Raw genomic sequence first — 15,991 nt, 5'->3', positions numbered from 1 at the left:
TCACTCTAGAGAGTAAGTCCGGGCGCCATGTTGATGTGCATCAAGCCTCAGGGCTTGGTATCGGTCTGGGGAATCTCGTCAGCCTCTATCGGCGTGGCTTTCGTTGCAGGTGTTGCTGCGCTGGAAGGCTTGGTGGAAATGCCCAGCGTTTCGGGCAGCGTGGCGCGACCCTGCGCCGCAGGATCTGTAGGCAGATAGAGTGGGCCTTTTTGCCCGCAGGCGGAAAGTGCTGCCAGGGACGCCGCACAAGCCGCAAGGGCAATGCTCCTGACTAAAATTTGGTTGGCTTTCAACATGGGCAAATTGTAATGACTGACCTTGAATATCTGGATCGCGCCGACCAACTTCTGCTGGCTGTGGAGCAATGCTGTGATCGCATCAATGACGAAACCGATGCTGACCTTGATGCCCAGCGTGTGGGCGGCATGGTGACTTTGGTGTTTGCCAATCGCAGCCAGATTGTCATCAACCAGCAAAAACCCCTGCATGAAATCTGGCTGGCGGCCAAGGCAGGTGGCTTTCACTATCGCTTTGACGAGGACAAGAAAGTCTGGCTGGACACCAAGGGTGCTGGCGAGTTCTTTGCCAATCTGACGCAATATGCAAGCGAGCAGTCGGGCATGGCTCTGGAGTTCAAGGCCCTGGCCTGAGTCTTCAGGGCGCTGGAATAAAAAAGCCTGCCTCGACGAGAGGCAGGCTTTTTGCTTTGCGAGGGCTTAGTTTCTGAACAGGTCCAGAATGCGGCTGCGCTCCTCTGCGGCAGGCGGCTGGGTGGCACCCGGGCCTGCGTTGCCAGGATCGGAGGCGCCTTCCATACCGAGGCTGGAGACGCCGCCGTTGCGGGCGTTTTCTTCGTAATACCAGTCGCCGCCCATATTGACCACTCCGGGCGGGGTCTGCACTTCGGCCACCGGCACACCCTTGAGTGCGTGCTGCATGAAATTGATCCAGATGGGCAGGCTCAGGCCGCCACCGGTTTCGCGCGAACCCAGGTTGCGCGGGGTGTCGTAGCCAATCCAGGAGACTGCGGCAATGCTGGGCTGGTAGCCGGCAAACCAGGCGTCCACCGAGTCATTGGTGGTGCCGGTCTTGCCATACAGGTCGGGGCGCTTGAGTGTGGCCTGGGCACGTGCAGCCGTGCCCACGCGTGCCACATCATTGAGCAGGGTGCCGGTGAGGAAGGCATTGCGCTCGGGGATGGCCTGGGGCAGTTCCTTCACCGCTGGCGGCGTGAACTCGGAGAGGATGCGACCCTTGTGGTCTGTCACTCGGGCAATCAGCCAGGGGTTGATGCGGTGGCCGCCGTTGGCAAACACCGAATAGGCTCCCGCCATCTGCAGCGGCGTGACGGAACCGGCGCCCAAAGCCATGGTCAGGTAAGCGGGCTGTTTGGCGGCTTCAAAGCCGAAGCGAGTCGCCCATTCCTGTCCGGTCTTGGGGCCGATGGCCTGCAGCAACCGGATGGAGATCATGTTCTTGGACTTGTTCAAGCCCGTGCGCATGGTCATCGGGCCGTCGTAGCGGCCGTCGTAGTTCTTGGGCTCCCAGGGCTGACCACCGGTGGTTGCCGCACTGAAGAAGATCGGTGCGTCATTGATCATGGTGGAGGGAGAGAAGCCGTGCTCCAGCGCTGCCGAGTAGATGAAGGGCTTGAAGCTGGAGCCGGGCTGGCGCCAGGCCTGGGTCACGTGGTTGAACTTGTTCTTTTCGAAGTCGAAACCACCGATCAGCGCGCGGATCGCGCCGGTTTGCGTGGACATGGCCACAAAAGCGCCTTCGACTTCGGGCAACTGGGTGATTTCCCAGGCACCCTTGGCGTTCTTGATGGCGCGGATCACGGCACCGGGGCGGATCTTGATATTGGGCGGTGCCTTGGGGCTGAGGCCGGATTCGGCGGGCTTGAGGTTGTCGCCCGTGATCTCGAAATGGGTACCGTCCGCACGGGCCGCGACAATCTTGCGCGGCGAGGCTTCCAGCACCACGGCCGCAACCACATCGCCGTTGTCGGGATGGTTGGCCAGGGCATCGTCGATGGCGTCTTCCAGCTCCTGAGCGTTGGCTGGCAGAGTGATGAACTTCTCGGGGCCGCGGTACTTCTGGCGGCGTTCGTAGTTCATGATGCCTTCGCGCAAAGCCTTGTAGGCAGCCTCTTGTTCACCAGCATTGAGAGTGGTGTAGACGTTCAGGCCGCGGGTATAGGCGTCGCTGCCGTATTGGGCAAAGATCAGTTGACGGGCCATTTCAGCCACGTACTCTGCATGTACACGGGTCGAATTGGCGGCAGTACGCAGCTTGAGCGGCTCTTCGCGGGCCTGCTTGGCCTGATCTGCCGTGATGAAGCCGTTTTCCTCCATGCGCTCGATGATGTAGAGCTGGCGGATGCGGGCGCGCTTGGGGTTGCTGATCGGGTTGTAGGCCGATGGAGCCTTGGGCAGGCCTGCCAGCATGGCGGCTTCGGCCACCGTGATGTCCTTGAGCGGATGGCCGAAATAGGCTTCACAGGCTGCTGCAAAGCCATAGGCACGGTTGCCAAGGAAAATCTGGTTCATGTAGATCTCGAGGATCTGCTCCTTGGTGAGCAAGTGCTCAAGCTTGAAGGTCAGCAGGATTTCGTAGATCTTGCGGGTATAGGTCTTCTCGGAAGAGAGGTAGACATTGCGTGCGACCTGCATGGTGATGGTGGAGGCGCCCTGGCTCTTGACCTTGCCCAGGTTGGCCAGCGCAGCACGCAGCATGCCCTTGTAGTCCACGCCGCCATGCTCGAAGAAGCGGGTGTCTTCGATGGCCAGCACGGCATCCGTCATGACCTTGGGGATCTCGTTGATGGGCGTCAGGGTGCGACGCTCCTCCCCAAATTCGCCCAGCAGAGCGCCTTCGCTGGAGTAGACCCGCAGCGGTAGCTTGGGGCGGTAGTCTGCAAGTTCGGAGACGTCTGGAAGATTGGGGTAAGCCATGGCCAGCGCCACGGCCACGGCCAGCAAAACGGCCAGGGCGGCGGCGACGGCAAGTCCGATCAGCCAGAAAATGGAACGCGGCAGCCAGTGCATGCGTTTTTTGGGAGTTTGAGACCCAGGCGCAGGTGCCTGGTGAGCAGAATGTTCTGATGGCGGCATTTCGCAGTATTGGCAAGGGGTAGGGCATTATAGAAATGCCGCCCGGAAAAGCATCGTGGCGGCCGGGTGGGGGCCGCGCTTTGATTGAATCCTAAATCACAGGGTAAGCACCAGTATGCGCAAGGGCTGAGGTTCTTGCGGTTTGACGTTACACAAGTTTGTCTTTTTTTGACCACGAAATACGGTGAAAAGCGCTGCAGCAAAGCATGTGCTGCTATAGCTTGCTGCTAGGATTCCGGGGTATTGCTGGCTTTTGTTTCCATTCTTACAAACCTGGGGGGGCATGTTGATTGCTCTGAGTTCTTTATTCAGCCGTCAGCCTGCACCTTTGCTTGGCATTGATGTCAGCTCCTCCAGCGTGAAGCTGGTCGAGCTGGCCAAAAGCAAATCCGGCGAGTGGCAACTGGAGCGTTGTGCGATTGAGCCTCTTGAAAAGGGCTGGATCACCGATGGCAATATTGAGAAATTTGATGAGGTGGCGGAGGCTGTGCGCCGCCTGGTCAAGAAAAGCGGAACGCGTACAAAGCAAGTGGCCATGGCACTGCCTGCCGCTGCGGTGATTACCAAGAAGATCACCTTGCCAGCCGGCTTGACCGAGCTGGAAATGGAAGTTCAGGTCGAGTCCGAAGCCAATCAATACATTCCGTTCTCGCTCGATGAGGTGAGCCTGGATTTCTGTGTCATAGGTCCGTCGCTGGTGTCGCCTGGCGATGTGGATGTGCTGATCGCTGCATCGCGCAAGGAAAAAGTGCAGGACCGCCAGGGCCTGGCCGAGGCAGCCGGTCTCAAGCCCATGGTGATCGATATCGAGCCCTACGCTGCCCGAATGGCGGCAACGCGTCTGGTGTCGCGTTTGCCCAATGCCGGGCGTGACGCCGTCGTGGCGCTATTCGAGGTGGGGGCCATGACCACCAGCATGCAGGTGCTTCGCAATGACGAGGTGCTGTATGAGCGTGATCAGGCCTTTGGCGGCGCACAGCTTACCCAGTTGATTGCACGCCAGTACGGTTTTTCTCCGGAAGAGGCAGAGGCCAAGAAGCGCAGCGGCGAATTGCCGGACGACTACGCGGCTGGTGTGCTCAAGCCCTTTGTGCAAAGCCTGACCCAGGAAGTGGCGCGAGCGTTGCAGTTCTTCTTCACGAGTACTCCCTATAACCGCGTCGATCATGTTTTGCTGGCAGGTGGATCGTCGTCCCTGCCGGGGCTGGTGGATGCCGTCAGCCAGCAGACGGGGTGTGCCTGCAGTCTTGCCAATCCCTTCGAAGGCATGGAAATTGGCAGCGGCGTGCGTCTGAAGAAGATGGCGCGTGAAGCGCCGTCCTATCTGACCTCTTGCGGTTTGGCCATGCGGAGGTTTCAAGAGTGATACTGATTAACCTTTTACCGCACCGCGAGGCGGCCAAGAAACGCCGTAAAGAGGCGTTTCAGGTCAATATGGTGCTGGGCGCACTGGGTGGACTGCTGATCGCAGCACTGATTTACTGGTACTTCCAGATGATGATCGAGGGCCAGCAGAACAAGAACAATCTGCTGCGCTCCGAAATCAAGGTCCTGGAAACACAGATCAAGGAAATCGAGGGGCTCGAGGCCGAAATCACCGCTCTGCGTGCACGGCAGAAGGCGGTGGAGGATCTACAGTCCGACCGCAACCTGCCGGTGTACATGCTCAATGAGCTGGTCAAGCAACTGCCGGACGGTGTCTACATCAGCAGCATCAAGCAAGAAGGCTTGTCGGTGACCATGCAGGGAACTGCACAGTCGAATGAACGTATTTCCGAGATGCTGCGTAATCTTACGGATGGCTCGCCCTGGTTCTCCAAGCCGGAGCTGATGGAAATTGTGGCCAAGACTGTTGATGTGACTGCCAAGGATAAGCGCCGTGCAGCTGCATTCACATTGCGCTTCAATCTGACCAGGGCCAGCGATGCGGAGAAAAATCTGCTTGCTGCAAGCTCTTCTGTGAAGGCGCAGTAATGGCAAAAAAGAAGAAATCTCTGGACATCGATTTCGCTGCGCTGCAAGAGAGGATTCAGCGCCAATTCCGGAATCTGGACCCCAATGACCCTTCGGTTTGGCCAGCCTTGCCCAAGGCACTGCTGTATGTGGCCGTTGCAGTCGCTGTCGCTGCCTTGCTGTGGTTCGTCGTTCTGAAGGATTACGAGGCAGAGCTCGACGCTGAGCGTGCGACCGAGGTGACTCTGCGCGAAGATTACTCCAAGAAAATGGTCAAGGCGGTGAGCCTGGAGGGCTTGAAGAAGCAGCGCGAGCAGGTGCAGCAGTATGTGACGCAGCTGGAAAAGCAACTGCCCAGCAAGGCGGAGATGGCTGCTCTGCTTTCCGATATCAACCAGGCCGGCTTGGGGCGTAGTCTGCAGTTTGAAGTATTCCGCCCTGGCGCCATGGTGACCAAGGAGTACTACGCCGAGCTGCCAATCACCCTGAAGGTGACGGGACGCTATCACGACATCGGTGCTTTTGCCTCGGATATCGCTTTCCTGTCCCGTATCGTGACCTTGAACAATCTGTCTATCGCCCCGGGCGGCAAGGACACGGATGTGCTGTCCATGGATGCCACGGCACGGACCTTCCGATATCTGGATGCGGACGAAGTCAAGGCGCAGCGTGACGCGGCCAAGGGGAAGAAATGAGCAGAGCATTCTTGAGCCCTGTCTGGCTGGTCCTGATGAGCAGTGCTTTGCTGGCGGGCTGCACCTCCTCCGAGGAGGAGCAACTGCGTGAGTGGATGGCCCAGGAGCGTGCCAATGCCAAGCCTCGCGTGACTCCTCTGGAGGAGCCCAAGCCTTTCAAGCCCCAGGCCTATACAGGGGCTGATGGCATGGATCCCTTCAATCCGCTCAAGCTGATCCAGGTGCTGCGCAAGGAGTCTGCGCAATCCAACATCAGCACGGCGTTGCTCACGCCAGAGCTGAGTCGCCGCAAGGAGCCGCTGGAGGCCGAGCCGCTGGACACCATGACCATGGTGGGCAGTCTCGACAAAAAGAACGTGCCCACGGCCTTGGTCAAAGTCGGCGGCCTGCTCTATCAGGTACGTGTCGGCAACTATCTGGGGCAGAACTACGGAAAGATCACCAAGATTACGGAAAACTCCATCCAGCTAAGAGAAATTGTCCAGGATGGCGGTGGTGACTGGATTGAAAGAACAAGCACTTTGGAGTTGCAGGAGGTCGGCAAATGATGGGTATTAATCGCAGCACTATGGCGAAGGCCCGTTGGGGTCTGACCCTGAGCGGCCTTTTGCTTTCTTCGGCAGCTTGGGCGCAAGCCCGCATTGAGGCTGTTACAGGTGCTTTGCAGTCAGGCTCCGAGGTCGTCCGTGTCGAGCTGTCCGAACCGCTGGCTGCAGACCCGACCGGATTCGTGGTTCAGTCTCCGGCGCGTATCGCTCTGGATTTTCCGGGTGTGAGCAATGGCTCGGGCAAGTCGTTGCTTGAATTCAATCAGGGCAATCTGCGCTCGGCAAATCTGGTGGAAGCATCGGGTCGCTCACGCCTGGTATTGAATCTGAAGACGGCTACGACCTATCGCTTGCAGCGCCAGGGCAAATCTTTGCTGATCTTGCTTGATCCCGCAGGTGCCGCGACAACCGCCGCAGCTGCGGCTCCTGTCATGGCTCCGGTGTTTGAGAACAAGACGGCAGCCTCTGATGCCGCTCCGATTCGCGGTATCGACTTTCGCCGTGGTAGCGATGGCTCCGGCCGGGTTGTAGTCAGCCTTGGCAGCAGCCAGGTGGGGGTGGATCTGCGGCAGGAGGGCAAGGGCCTGACGGTGGACTTCCTGCGTACAGCTCTGCCTGAAAATTTGCGCAAGAAGCTCGATGTGGGAGATTTCGGTACGCCTGTGCAAACGATCTCGACCACTCAGCAAGGCGATCGTGTTCGGATGCGCATTGACCCTGTGGGTGACTGGGAGCACAGCGCATACCAGAGCGACAATCAGTTCGTGGTGGAAGTGCGCCAGAAAAAGGTCGACACCAGCAAGTTGACGCAAGGCCCGGGCTACAGCGGCGAAAAGCTGTCGCTCAATTTCCAGAATATTGAAGTGCGCTCTTTGCTGCAGGTCATCGCGGACTTCACCAACTTCAATATCGTCACCTCGGATACGGTGACAGGTGCCTTGACTCTGCGTCTGAAGGATGTGCCTTGGGACCAGGCTCTTCAGATCATCATGGATGCCAAGGGGCTGGGCATGCGCAAGTCCGGCTCCGTGCTCTGGATCGCTCCCAAGGACGAGATTGACGCGCGTACCAAGCGTGACTACGAAGCGGCCATGGAAATCCAGAAGCTGGAGCCTTTGCGCACGCAAGGTTTCCAGCTCAACTATGCAAAGGCGGCGGACATCCTGCAGCAGATCACGACTTCGACAGGCGGCGGCGGTGCAGGCGGTACAGGGTCCAGCACGCGCTTTCTGTCGTCGAGAGGCTCCGCCATTTCCGAGCCACGCACCAATCAGCTGTTTGTGACGGATACGCCGACCAAGCTGGAAGAAATGAAGGCTTTGCTGGCAACGCTGGATGTGCCGGTGCGCCAGGTCATGATCGAGGCCCGCATTGTGGAGGCACGCGATACCTTTGGCCGTTCGCTGGGTGTGAAGTTCGGCGGAGGGGCTGTTGGCAGCAATGCTTCCATGACATCGTCTCAGTTCCTGCCTGATAGCAGCTCGGGAGCGAACACCAAGTTCCCCAGTGGCAATTTCGTCAATTTGCCCGCAAGTATTTCAGGAATCAACACTGTGGGGCAGGTCGCATTCTCTGTCTTCAATAGCTCGATGACGCGTTTCCTGTCCCTGGAGCTGTCCGCTTTGGAAGCAGAAGGCGACGGCAAGATCATCTCCAACCCCCGTCTGGTGACGGCAGACCAGAACAAGGCATTGATCGAGCAAGGCACGGAATACCCATACTCCGTGACTGCGCCGAATGGCGCCACGACCATCTCGTTCAAGAAGGCCGTGCTGAAGCTGGAAGTGACTCCGCAAATTACCCCTGAAGGCGACATCATTCTGGATCTGGATGTGAACAAGGACAGTCGCGGTGAGACCACGACTCAGGGCGTCGCCATTGATACCAAGCATGTCAAGACCCAGGTGCTGGTCGAGAATGGCGGCACGGTCGTGATTGGCGGTATCTTTGAACTGGAGGAAACCAACCAGCTCAACAAGGTACCGCTGTTCGGAGATCTGCCTGTGTTGGGGCATTTGTTCCGTAGCAACACCAAGGCTTCGAGCAAGCGTGAAATGCTGGTTTTCATCACTCCCAAGATGCTGAGCCAGGCGCGCAGCACCAGCAAATAACTGTTATCAGTTTTTACATAGGGCCCGCACGAGTTGATGCGGGCCTTTTCATTTGTAATATCTGCGGGCTGCGAGAATCATGGGCTGGCCAGATTGGCGGATGACGGTAACGCGATGACTGTTCTAAAGAAATTTCATATTGCCCTTGTGGGTTTGCCAGGCTCCGGCAAATCCACCATCGGACGCTATTTGGCCAAGCGTTGGTCTATGCCTTTTGTGGATGTGGACGTGGCCATCGAAGAGCATATCGGCTGCACGATTCGCGATTTTTTTGCCAAGGAAGGCGAGTCCAGATTCAGGGATGTAGAGCAAGAGGTGCTGGCAGCGCTGCTGGCGCGACCTGAGAAAACGGTGGTTGCCACAGGTGGCGGTGCCGTGCTGAAGGCTGAAAACCGGCAAGAACTGGCCGAGCATGCACAGGTGGTCTATCTGAGTGCATCACCGCATGAAATTGCCAAGCGCCTGCAGCGGGATACTCAGCGTCCCTTGCTGCAAGTGGACAATCCTTTGCAGCGCTTGCTGGATTTGCATGCCATCAGAGATCCGCTCTACAAGGAGGTTGCGGATTTTGTGGTGGCGGGCAGCGGCCTGTCCGCCACGCAGGTGGCCCAGCGAGTGGCCATGCAGATTGAACTTGGTCAGCATTCCGGATTGCGCTGAAAAGCTTGTTGGTCAATACACTGCGTGTGGTTCCTGCTATGTATTTTGAGAGAGGTTGAACGTGGAAACGGTGCATATTGATCTGGGAGAGCGCAGCTATCCCATCGTGATTGCAGAGGGCTTGCTGGCCCAGAGCTCCACTTGGCAGGGATTGCCCAAGGCGGCGGCGGCTCTGGTCGTGACGAATGATGTCGTGGCCCCGCTTTATCTGTCTGCACTCAAGCAGGCCTTGAGCGGCCAATACGCCCAGGTTCACGAGGTGGTGTTGCCCGATGGCGAAGCGCATAAAGACTGGCAGACTCTGAACCTGATTTTTGATGCCCTGCTGCAGCATGGTTGCGATCGCAAGACGGTGCTGTTTGCACTGGGCGGCGGTGTTGTGGGGGATATGACGGGCTTTGCTGCCGCCAGCTATATGCGTGGCGTGCCTTTTGTGCAGGTGCCGACCACGCTGCTGTCCCAGGTCGATTCCTCGGTGGGGGGCAAGACTGCCATCAACCACCCGCTGGGCAAGAACATGATTGGGGCCTTCTACCAGCCGCAGCTGGTGCTCTGCGATCTTGCTACGCTGGATACCCTGCCCGAGCGCGAGTTGAGCGCAGGTCTGGGGGAAATCATCAAATACGGCCCTATTGCCGATATGCAGTTTTTCGACTGGCTTGAGCAGAACATGGGTGGCCTGCTGCGCCGCGATCGCGACATGCTCGCCCATGCCGTCAAGCGAAGTGTGGAGATCAAGGCCTGGGTCGTGGGGCAGGACGAGAAGGAAGCGGGTCTGCGCGCGATTCTCAATTTTGGTCATACCTTCGGTCATGCGATCGAGGCCGGCATGGGCTACGGCAACTGGCTGCACGGTGAAGGTGTGGCGGCAGGCATGGTGATGGCGGCGGAGCTGTCCCAACGTCTTGGCCTGGTGGAGGCGAGCTTTGTCTCGCGTCTGCGCAAGCTGATTGAGCGAGCGGGCTTGCCGGTGCGCGCAGCGGTCATCGATGTTCAGGACAATGCTGGTCGCTATCTGGAGCTGATGCGGGTCGACAAGAAATCCGAAGCCGGTGAAATCCGCTTTGTGCTGATCGATGGTCCCGGCAAGGCGGTGATGAGGTCGGCACCCGACGCTCTGGTGCGTGAAGTGATCGAGAGTTGCTGCGCTTGATGGATGGCGCTATGTGAGCAGACCCTGGGGGAAGCGAGACCATAACTGTTAGAGTCATTGCATCGAGTTGTTGAGGCGATTTGCATGACCGCTCTGGCTTCCTATGCCTGCCATCCCCAGCAAAGCCGCGGGCGTCGCTTTGCTGAGCCCCCGGCTCCCACGCGCAGCGACTTTCAGCGCGATCGGGACCGCATTGTTCACTCCTCGGCATTCAGGCGACTGGTTTACAAGACCCAGGTCTTTGTGAACCATGAGGGCGATCTGTTCCGAACCCGGCTCACGCATTCTCTGGAAGTGGCACAACTGGGGCGCTCCATCGCGCGTTCTTTGCGGCTGGATGAAGACCTGGTTGAAGCCATCTGTCTGGCGCATGATCTGGGGCACACACCTTTTGGACATGCGGGGCAAGACGCGCTCAATGAGTGCATGAAGCCCCATGGCGGTTTTGAGCACAATCTGCAAAGTCTGCGTGTAGTGGACAGGTTGGAGGAGCGTTATCCAGCCTTTGACGGTCTGAACCTGACTTTTGAAACGCGCGAGGGAATTCTCAAGCATTGCTCGCTCAGCAATGCGCAATTGCTGAATGCACGTGAGCCCGGCGGCGTGGCTCAGCGTTTTCTGGATGGCACTCAGCCTTCTCTGGAGGCACAGCTATGCAATCTGGCGGATGCGATTGCCTATAACGCCCACGATGTGGACGACGGCGTTCGATCGGGTCTGATCACCATGGCCCAGCTGCGTGAAGCCGTGCCTTTGTTTGCCCGCTACTATGCCTCGACATTGGCGGATTGGCCCGATCTGGCTCTGCCGGATGCTCAGCGCAAGCTGCTCTATGAGAGCATTCGCCGCATGCTCAGTGACCAGGTCTATGACGTCATCCATCACTCACAGGCCGGTATTGAGCAGGCGGCTGTGCGCTCGGTGCAGGAGGTTCGTCAGCACGGCCGGACGCTGATCGGTTTCAGCGAAGAGATGAAAGCGCAGTCTCTGGTGCTAAAGCAGTTCTTGTTCAGGCAGCTCTATCGGCATCCTCAAGTCATGCAGACCATGAACAGTGCCCAGCAAGTTGTGAAGGAGCTGTTTGCTGCTTATATGGTGGAGCCTGAACGCATGAAGCCGCGCTTTGTTCAGCGTGCCCATATCGTCACTACCCTGCATGAACGTGCGCGAGTGGTGGCAGACTTTATTGCGGGTATGACGGATCGTTATGCGGCGCGAGAGCATGAGCGCATCACCGGGCTCAGGCTGCTGGGCGAGGCCTGAAGGAAGCTCCTCAACGGTCTTGCTGCCAGTGGCGAGCATGGCACAGGCCGGATCGCTAAAATAGCGGTGCTGTGTATCTAGAGCCGGAATATTTCCCGCCCAGTGCGCATTCTTTGGGGGCGATGGCCCCCGTTTGCATTTTGGAGGGCCCTGTCATGACCGAAACTTCAACCATCGCCGATCAGGCTTTCCCGCCGGAGCTTGTGATTGCGGATACCGTGCGCTGGCTGGAAAAGGCCGTGATAGGTCTCAACCTATGCCCTTTCGCCAAAGGCGTGCATGTCAAGGCTCAGATCCACTACGCCGTCAGCGATGCGACCGATGCGCAGGCTGTTGCCGAGGCTCTGCATCGCGAGCTTGAGGCCCTGGCCGAAGCCAACGCAGAAAAACGCGACACCACACTGCTGATACTGCCCCATGCCCTGCAGGATTTTCTGGACTTCAATGACTTTCTTGAAGTGGCGGATGCCATGATCGAGGAGCTGGATCTGGGCGGCATCTTGCAGGTGGCCTCGTTTCATCCTCAATTTCAGTTTGAGGGCACGGATGTGGACGACGTTACCAACTGCACCAATCGTGCTCCCTATCCCATATTGCACTTGCTGCGCGAAGACAGCATCGACAAGGCTGTGGAGGTGTTTCCGGAAGCCGAAACGATATACGAGCGCAATATGGAAACGCTGGAAAAGATCGGCATCGAAGGCTGGCTGGACCTGGATGTCGGGGCTCGCTGCCCCGTGACCGGCCATGGTCAGACGAAGGCAGAGAAGTGATGGGCAAGACCGATAAAAAGCAGAACCTGCAATAGCCCGCCAAAGCAGGGGCACTTGATATCGCCGAGCAACTGGGGCTCAAGCCCGGCCAGAGCCTTGAGTTGCTCAAGGCCCTGCATATTCTGACGCGCGAGGGCAAGCTCAATCAGGATTCGCGCCGCAAGCTCAAGCAGGTCTATCACCTCTATCAGTTCATCGAGCCTTTGCTTGCCGAGCTGTCCAAGGATGGGCATGCCGTGACATTGGCTGACCATGGTGCGGGCAAGTCCTATCTGGGGTTCATTCTTTACGACCTGTATTTCAAGGCCTTGGCTCAGGGTCGGATTTTCGGTATCGAGACGCGTGCGCCTTTGGTCGAGGCATCCCAGAAGCTGGCGATTGAACTTGGCTTCGAGCGCATGGAGTTTCTCAATATGTCGGTGGCCGAGTCCACGCGAGCAGACTTCATGCCTTCGCAGTTTGACGTGGTCACGGCCTTGCACGCCTGCGATACGGCGACTGATGATGCGATAGCCTTCGGGCTGGAAAAGCAGGCCAAGGCCATGGTGCTGGTGCCTTGCTGCCAGGCCGAGGTGGCTGCATGTCTGCGCCAGACCAAGGCCATGAGCCTGGCGCGCACTCCGCTGGCCGAGTTGTGGCGTCACCCGATCCACACTCGCGAGATGGGCAGTCAGATTACCAATGTGCTGCGCTGTCTGTATCTGGAGGCTTGCGGCTACCAGGTCACGGTCACCGAGCTGGTGGGCTGGGAGCACAGCATGAAAAACGAATTGATTGTGGCCCGTTATACGGGGCAGAAAAAGCGCAGTGCAGCGCAACGCCTGCGTCAGTTGCTCGCCGAGTTTGGACTGGAAGGTCTGGCTGGCGTGCGCTATCCCCATTTGCAGCAAACCAGCGCGGCCTGAGCAGGCTTGAAGCATGAGCTCTGCCGGGCTCGCTGCTTGTGATGCTCAGTGACTCTCCATCAGGCGCTTCATCAGCTCCTGCGTTGACGCGTCCACTCCTTCCCAGTCATTGTGGTTCTGGCGGGCATGAAGCTGCTTTGCCAGCTTCTTGCCCAGTTCCACACCCCACTGGTCGAAGCTGTTGATGTCCCAGATGGCGCCAGAGACAAAAATGCGATGTTCATACAGCGCAATCAAGGCGCCCAGAGAGGCGGGATCCAGTCTTTCAAGCATCAGGAAACTGCTGGGGCGATTGCCGGGGCAGTCTTTTTCCAGACCTTCGCCGCAGCGCCCCACCATCAGCGCCTGGGCCTGGGAAATCGCGTTGACCACCAGGCTTTGATGGTGCTCGCCCAGGTATTTGCCCCCGTCGCGCAGGGCAATGAATTCGACCGGTATGACATCCTGCCCCTGGTGCAGCATCTGGAAAAAAGCATGCTGCCCATTGGTGCCGGGCTCGCCCCAGATCACCGGTGCCGTGGGAGCTGTGAGCCGAACGCCATTCTTGTTGATGCTTTTGCCATTGCTCTCCATCTCCAGTTGCTGCAGATAGGCCGTCAGGCGGCGCAGTCCATGGCTGTAAGGTGCAATGCAGCGGCTGGAAAACTGGCAGAAATTGCGATACCAGATGTCCAGCAGTCCCAGGCGCACCGGGAGATTGCTCTCGAGAGGGGCTGTGAAAAAGTGGGCGTCCATCGCGTGCGCGCCGCCCAGCAGAGCCCTGAATTGCGCCGAGCCTATGGCGATGGCGATAGGCAAGCCGATGGCGGACCACAGAGAAAAGCGTCCGCCTACCCAATCCCAGAAACCCAGAGTGCGCTGTATGCCGAACTCTGCAGCCGCCTGTGTATTGGTGGTGAGGGCTACGAAGTGTCGGTCGATCGAGCATGGGGCCTGCGGATCTTCGCTGCCGCCATGATCGAGAAACCACTGCCTGGCCGAGCGAGCGTTCAGCATGGTCTCGGCCGTGGTGAAGGATTTCGAGGCAATCAGAAACAGCGTGCTTTCCGGTTTGACCCGGCGCAGCACATGTCCCAGCTCGTGGCCGTCCACATTGGAGACAAAGTGAAAGTTCTTGTCCTGGTCTATCCAGTCCTCAAGGGCATTGACCACGACTTCCGGACCCAGGTGCGAGCCGCCGATGCCGATATTGACGATATCGGTGATCTGTTGGCTGTCCCTGATCTGATCGGCCAGGGCGAGCATGCTATCCAGCGTCTCGTGCACCTCATGCAGAGCTGAACGCATGTCCTGGGGCCAGGTCCGAAGAACGGGGGACTGGGCGAGCTGCCCGCCGTTTGCAGGAGTGCGCAGCAACCAGTGCATCGCGCTGCGCTGCTCGCTGGTATTGATGGCTGCGCCGGCCAGCATGGCGTCGCGCTTGCTCGAGAGCTGGCTCTCGGCTGCAAGCTGCCTCAGCAAGGCCTCGGTCTCGCAAGTCCAGAGGTTCTTCGACAGATCGGCGAAGACATGTGGCGCCTGCATGCTCAGGGCGTCAAGACGTTGCGGGTCTTGTGCAAAAGCCTGGCGCAAATCCAGATGCTGGATCTGCGACCGGTAATGGGTTTGCAAAGCCTGCCAGGCAGGCAGCTCGTGACAAAGAGGCGTCAAAGGAAATTTCCGTCAATCTGCAGCCGCTTGCTGCATCAATGCTTCCAGCTTCAGGGTGTCCGCGGTGAAGGCGCGAATGCCCTCGGCCAGCTTTTCGGTGGCCATGGCATCTTCGTTCAGCGCAAAGCGAAACGAGGCCTGGTCATACAGAACGCGTTCCTGCGGCTGGGCTCTGGCCTTGTCCGGGTCCAGGGCGCGAGTCAAAGGCATGGCGTCGTCCTGCTGTGCGCGGAGCTGGGCCAGCAGCTCAGGTGCAATGGTAAGCAGATCGCAGCCCGCCAGAGCCAGAATCTGGCCGGTATTACGAAAGCTTGCACCCATGACCTCGGTGGAAACATCGAAGTGCTTGTAATAGTCGTAGATTTTCTGTACGGAGCGCACGCCCGGATCATTGGCGCCGGCCATGGTGGCTTCATCCCACTGCGCGCCGGCCTGCTTTTTGTACCAGTCGTAGATGCGGCCCACAAAGGGCGAGATCAGTTGGACCTTGGCCTGGCCGCAGGCAACGGCCTGGCAGAAGGAGAACAGCAGCGTCAGATTGGTGTGAATGCCGCGCTGCTCGAGAATGCGGGCCGCTTCAATCCCTTCCCAGGTGGCGGCGATCTTGATGAGCACACGCTCGGTGTGGATGCCGGCCGCCTGATACAGCTCGATCAGTCGCTCGGCGCGCGTGACCGTGGCCACGGTGTCGAAAGACAGGCGAGCATCGACTTCGGTGGAAACACGGCCGGGTATGGTGTTCAGAATCTCGCAGCCGAAGCGCACCAGCGTCCGATCCATGATTTCGTCAAGCCCCCGGTCTTTGAATTGCGCCACGGTGGCGCGCATCAGCGGCGCATATTCGGTCTTTTGAACCGCTTTGAGAATCAGGGATGGATTGGTGGTGGCATCTTGCGGTTGAAACTGCGCCAGTTGATGAAAATCACCGGTGTCCGCGACCACGGTCGTGAATTGCTTGAGCGCCTCCAACTGATTCATGTCCATCCTTTGCTGTGTTTCAAACTAACCAGCAAGTGTAGAGCGTGAATCCCTGATTGAGAATGAGCTTGCAGATACTCCGTTTGAGGATGCATCAAGGCAAACCCTGCTGAATATGCGCGCTCGCCTATTTATTTGCGGAAATATTCAAGTTTTGCTGCCATTTTGCGAGGCATGAGGCGCTTCGGT

Annotated in this window: 15 protein-coding genes; 11 read left to right on the top strand and 4 right to left on the bottom strand. The window is 58.4% G+C overall.

Annotated elements, in window-relative coordinates; translation table 11 throughout:
- Nucleotides 1-47 precede the first annotated feature (47 nt).
- Nucleotides 48-296, bottom strand: coding sequence for a lipoprotein (locus tag JAO85_RS08760; protein ID WP_012837036.1), 249 nt, complete (start codon nt 294-296; stop codon nt 48-50).
- 12 nt (nt 297-308) lie between these two features.
- On the opposite strand from JAO85_RS08760, the gene cyaY reads away from it, so the two are divergent.
- Nucleotides 309-650, top strand: coding sequence for an iron donor protein CyaY (gene cyaY / locus JAO85_RS08755; RefSeq protein ID WP_003061987.1), 342 nt, complete (start codon nt 309-311; stop codon nt 648-650).
- Nucleotides 651-716: 66 nt separating this feature from the next.
- On the opposite strand, the gene JAO85_RS08750 is transcribed toward cyaY, so the two are convergent.
- Complete coding sequence (locus JAO85_RS08750; RefSeq protein WP_003061989.1) at nt 717-3,047, bottom strand: penicillin-binding protein 1A; 2,331 nt, start codon at nt 3,045-3,047, stop codon at nt 717-719.
- A gap of 349 nt (nt 3,048-3,396) precedes the next feature.
- On the opposite strand from JAO85_RS08750, the gene JAO85_RS08745 reads away from it, so the two are divergent.
- The 10 genes from JAO85_RS08745 (at nt 3,397) to JAO85_RS08700 (ending at nt 13,174) form a co-directional block, all read left to right on the top strand.
- Complete coding sequence (locus JAO85_RS08745) at nt 3,397-4,479, top strand: pilus assembly protein PilM (RefSeq protein ID WP_012837037.1); 1,083 nt, start codon at nt 3,397-3,399, stop codon at nt 4,477-4,479.
- Nucleotides 4,476-5,087: a PilN domain-containing protein gene (locus JAO85_RS08740; protein ID WP_012837038.1), complete on the top strand. Its 612-nt coding sequence runs from the start codon at nt 4,476-4,478 to the stop codon at nt 5,085-5,087. Before JAO85_RS08745 ends, JAO85_RS08740 begins: the two co-directional genes overlap by 4 nt.
- Nucleotides 5,087-5,761: a type 4a pilus biogenesis protein PilO gene (locus JAO85_RS08735; RefSeq protein ID WP_003061994.1), complete on the top strand. Its 675-nt coding sequence runs from the start codon at nt 5,087-5,089 to the stop codon at nt 5,759-5,761. Before JAO85_RS08740 ends, JAO85_RS08735 begins: the two co-directional genes overlap by 1 nt.
- Complete coding sequence (locus JAO85_RS08730) at nt 5,758-6,309, top strand: pilus assembly protein PilP (protein ID WP_034357416.1); 552 nt, start codon at nt 5,758-5,760, stop codon at nt 6,307-6,309. The genes JAO85_RS08735 and JAO85_RS08730 overlap by 4 nt, the downstream gene beginning before the upstream one ends.
- Entirely contained in the window at nt 6,306-8,420 is a 2,115-nt protein-coding gene (gene pilQ, locus JAO85_RS08725) for a type IV pilus secretin PilQ (RefSeq protein ID WP_039049582.1), read from the top strand. Before JAO85_RS08730 ends, pilQ begins: the two co-directional genes overlap by 4 nt.
- Before the next feature lie 114 nt (nt 8,421-8,534).
- Entirely contained in the window at nt 8,535-9,080 is a 546-nt protein-coding gene (locus JAO85_RS08720; protein ID WP_039049583.1) for a shikimate kinase, read from the top strand.
- A gap of 55 nt (nt 9,081-9,135) precedes the next feature.
- Nucleotides 9,136-10,233 carry a 3-dehydroquinate synthase gene (gene aroB / locus JAO85_RS08715; RefSeq protein WP_039049584.1) on the top strand — a complete coding sequence of 366 codons (1,098 nt, stop codon included), beginning with the start codon at nt 9,136-9,138 and terminating at the stop codon, nt 10,231-10,233.
- An 84-nt stretch (nt 10,234-10,317) separates the two neighbouring features.
- Nucleotides 10,318-11,496, top strand: a complete 1,179-nt coding sequence (locus JAO85_RS08710) for a deoxyguanosinetriphosphate triphosphohydrolase (protein ID WP_003062008.1) — start codon at nt 10,318-10,320, stop codon at nt 11,494-11,496.
- 155 nt (nt 11,497-11,651) lie between these two features.
- Nucleotides 11,652-12,269, top strand: a complete 618-nt coding sequence (locus tag JAO85_RS08705; protein WP_012837042.1) for a DUF1415 domain-containing protein — start codon at nt 11,652-11,654, stop codon at nt 12,267-12,269.
- A gap of 59 nt (nt 12,270-12,328) precedes the next feature.
- Nucleotides 12,329-13,174, top strand: a complete 846-nt coding sequence (locus JAO85_RS08700; RefSeq protein ID WP_202787976.1) for an SAM-dependent methyltransferase — start codon at nt 12,329-12,331, stop codon at nt 13,172-13,174.
- A 45-nt stretch (nt 13,175-13,219) separates the two neighbouring features.
- Here JAO85_RS08700 and pgi read toward each other — a convergent pair whose 3' ends face one another.
- Both pgi and tal read right to left on the bottom strand, forming a co-directional pair.
- On the bottom strand, nt 13,220-14,824 hold the full coding sequence (gene pgi / locus JAO85_RS08695) for a glucose-6-phosphate isomerase (protein ID WP_202787895.1): 1,605 nt from the start codon (nt 14,822-14,824) through the stop codon (nt 13,220-13,222).
- A gap of 12 nt (nt 14,825-14,836) precedes the next feature.
- Nucleotides 14,837-15,802, bottom strand: a complete 966-nt coding sequence (gene tal / locus JAO85_RS08690) for a transaldolase (RefSeq protein ID WP_003062018.1) — start codon at nt 15,800-15,802, stop codon at nt 14,837-14,839.
- Nucleotides 15,803-15,991 lie beyond the last annotated feature (189 nt).

The organism is Comamonas sp. NyZ500 (genome assembly GCF_016772095.1).
Lineage (GTDB): Bacteria > Pseudomonadota > Gammaproteobacteria > Burkholderiales > Burkholderiaceae_C > Comamonas > Comamonas thiooxydans.
This window is presented reverse-complemented; position numbering and strand designations above follow the sequence as displayed.

Bases quoted from the DNA above. Each gene is read 5' to 3' on its own strand.
- JAO85_RS08760 (WP_012837036.1), bottom strand. From the start codon at position 296: ATGTTGAAAGCCAACCAAATTTTAGTCAGGAGCATTGCCCTTGCGGCT.
- cyaY (WP_003061987.1), top strand. From the start codon at position 309: ATGACTGACCTTGAATATCTGGATCGCGCCGACCAACTTCTGCTGGCT.
- JAO85_RS08750 (WP_003061989.1), bottom strand. From the start codon at position 3,047: ATGCACTGGCTGCCGCGTTCCATTTTCTGGCTGATCGGACTTGCCGTC.
- JAO85_RS08745 (WP_012837037.1), top strand. From the start codon at position 3,397: ATGTTGATTGCTCTGAGTTCTTTATTCAGCCGTCAGCCTGCACCTTTG.
- JAO85_RS08735 (WP_003061994.1), top strand. From the start codon at position 5,087: ATGGCAAAAAAGAAGAAATCTCTGGACATCGATTTCGCTGCGCTGCAA.
- JAO85_RS08730 (WP_034357416.1), top strand. From the start codon at position 5,758: ATGAGCAGAGCATTCTTGAGCCCTGTCTGGCTGGTCCTGATGAGCAGT.
- pilQ (WP_039049582.1), top strand. From the start codon at position 6,306: ATGATGGGTATTAATCGCAGCACTATGGCGAAGGCCCGTTGGGGTCTG.
- JAO85_RS08720 (WP_039049583.1), top strand. From the start codon at position 8,535: ATGACTGTTCTAAAGAAATTTCATATTGCCCTTGTGGGTTTGCCAGGC.
- JAO85_RS08710 (WP_003062008.1), top strand. From the start codon at position 10,318: ATGACCGCTCTGGCTTCCTATGCCTGCCATCCCCAGCAAAGCCGCGGG.
- JAO85_RS08705 (WP_012837042.1), top strand. From the start codon at position 11,652: ATGACCGAAACTTCAACCATCGCCGATCAGGCTTTCCCGCCGGAGCTT.
- tal (WP_003062018.1), bottom strand. From the start codon at position 15,802: ATGAATCAGTTGGAGGCGCTCAAGCAATTCACGACCGTGGTCGCGGAC.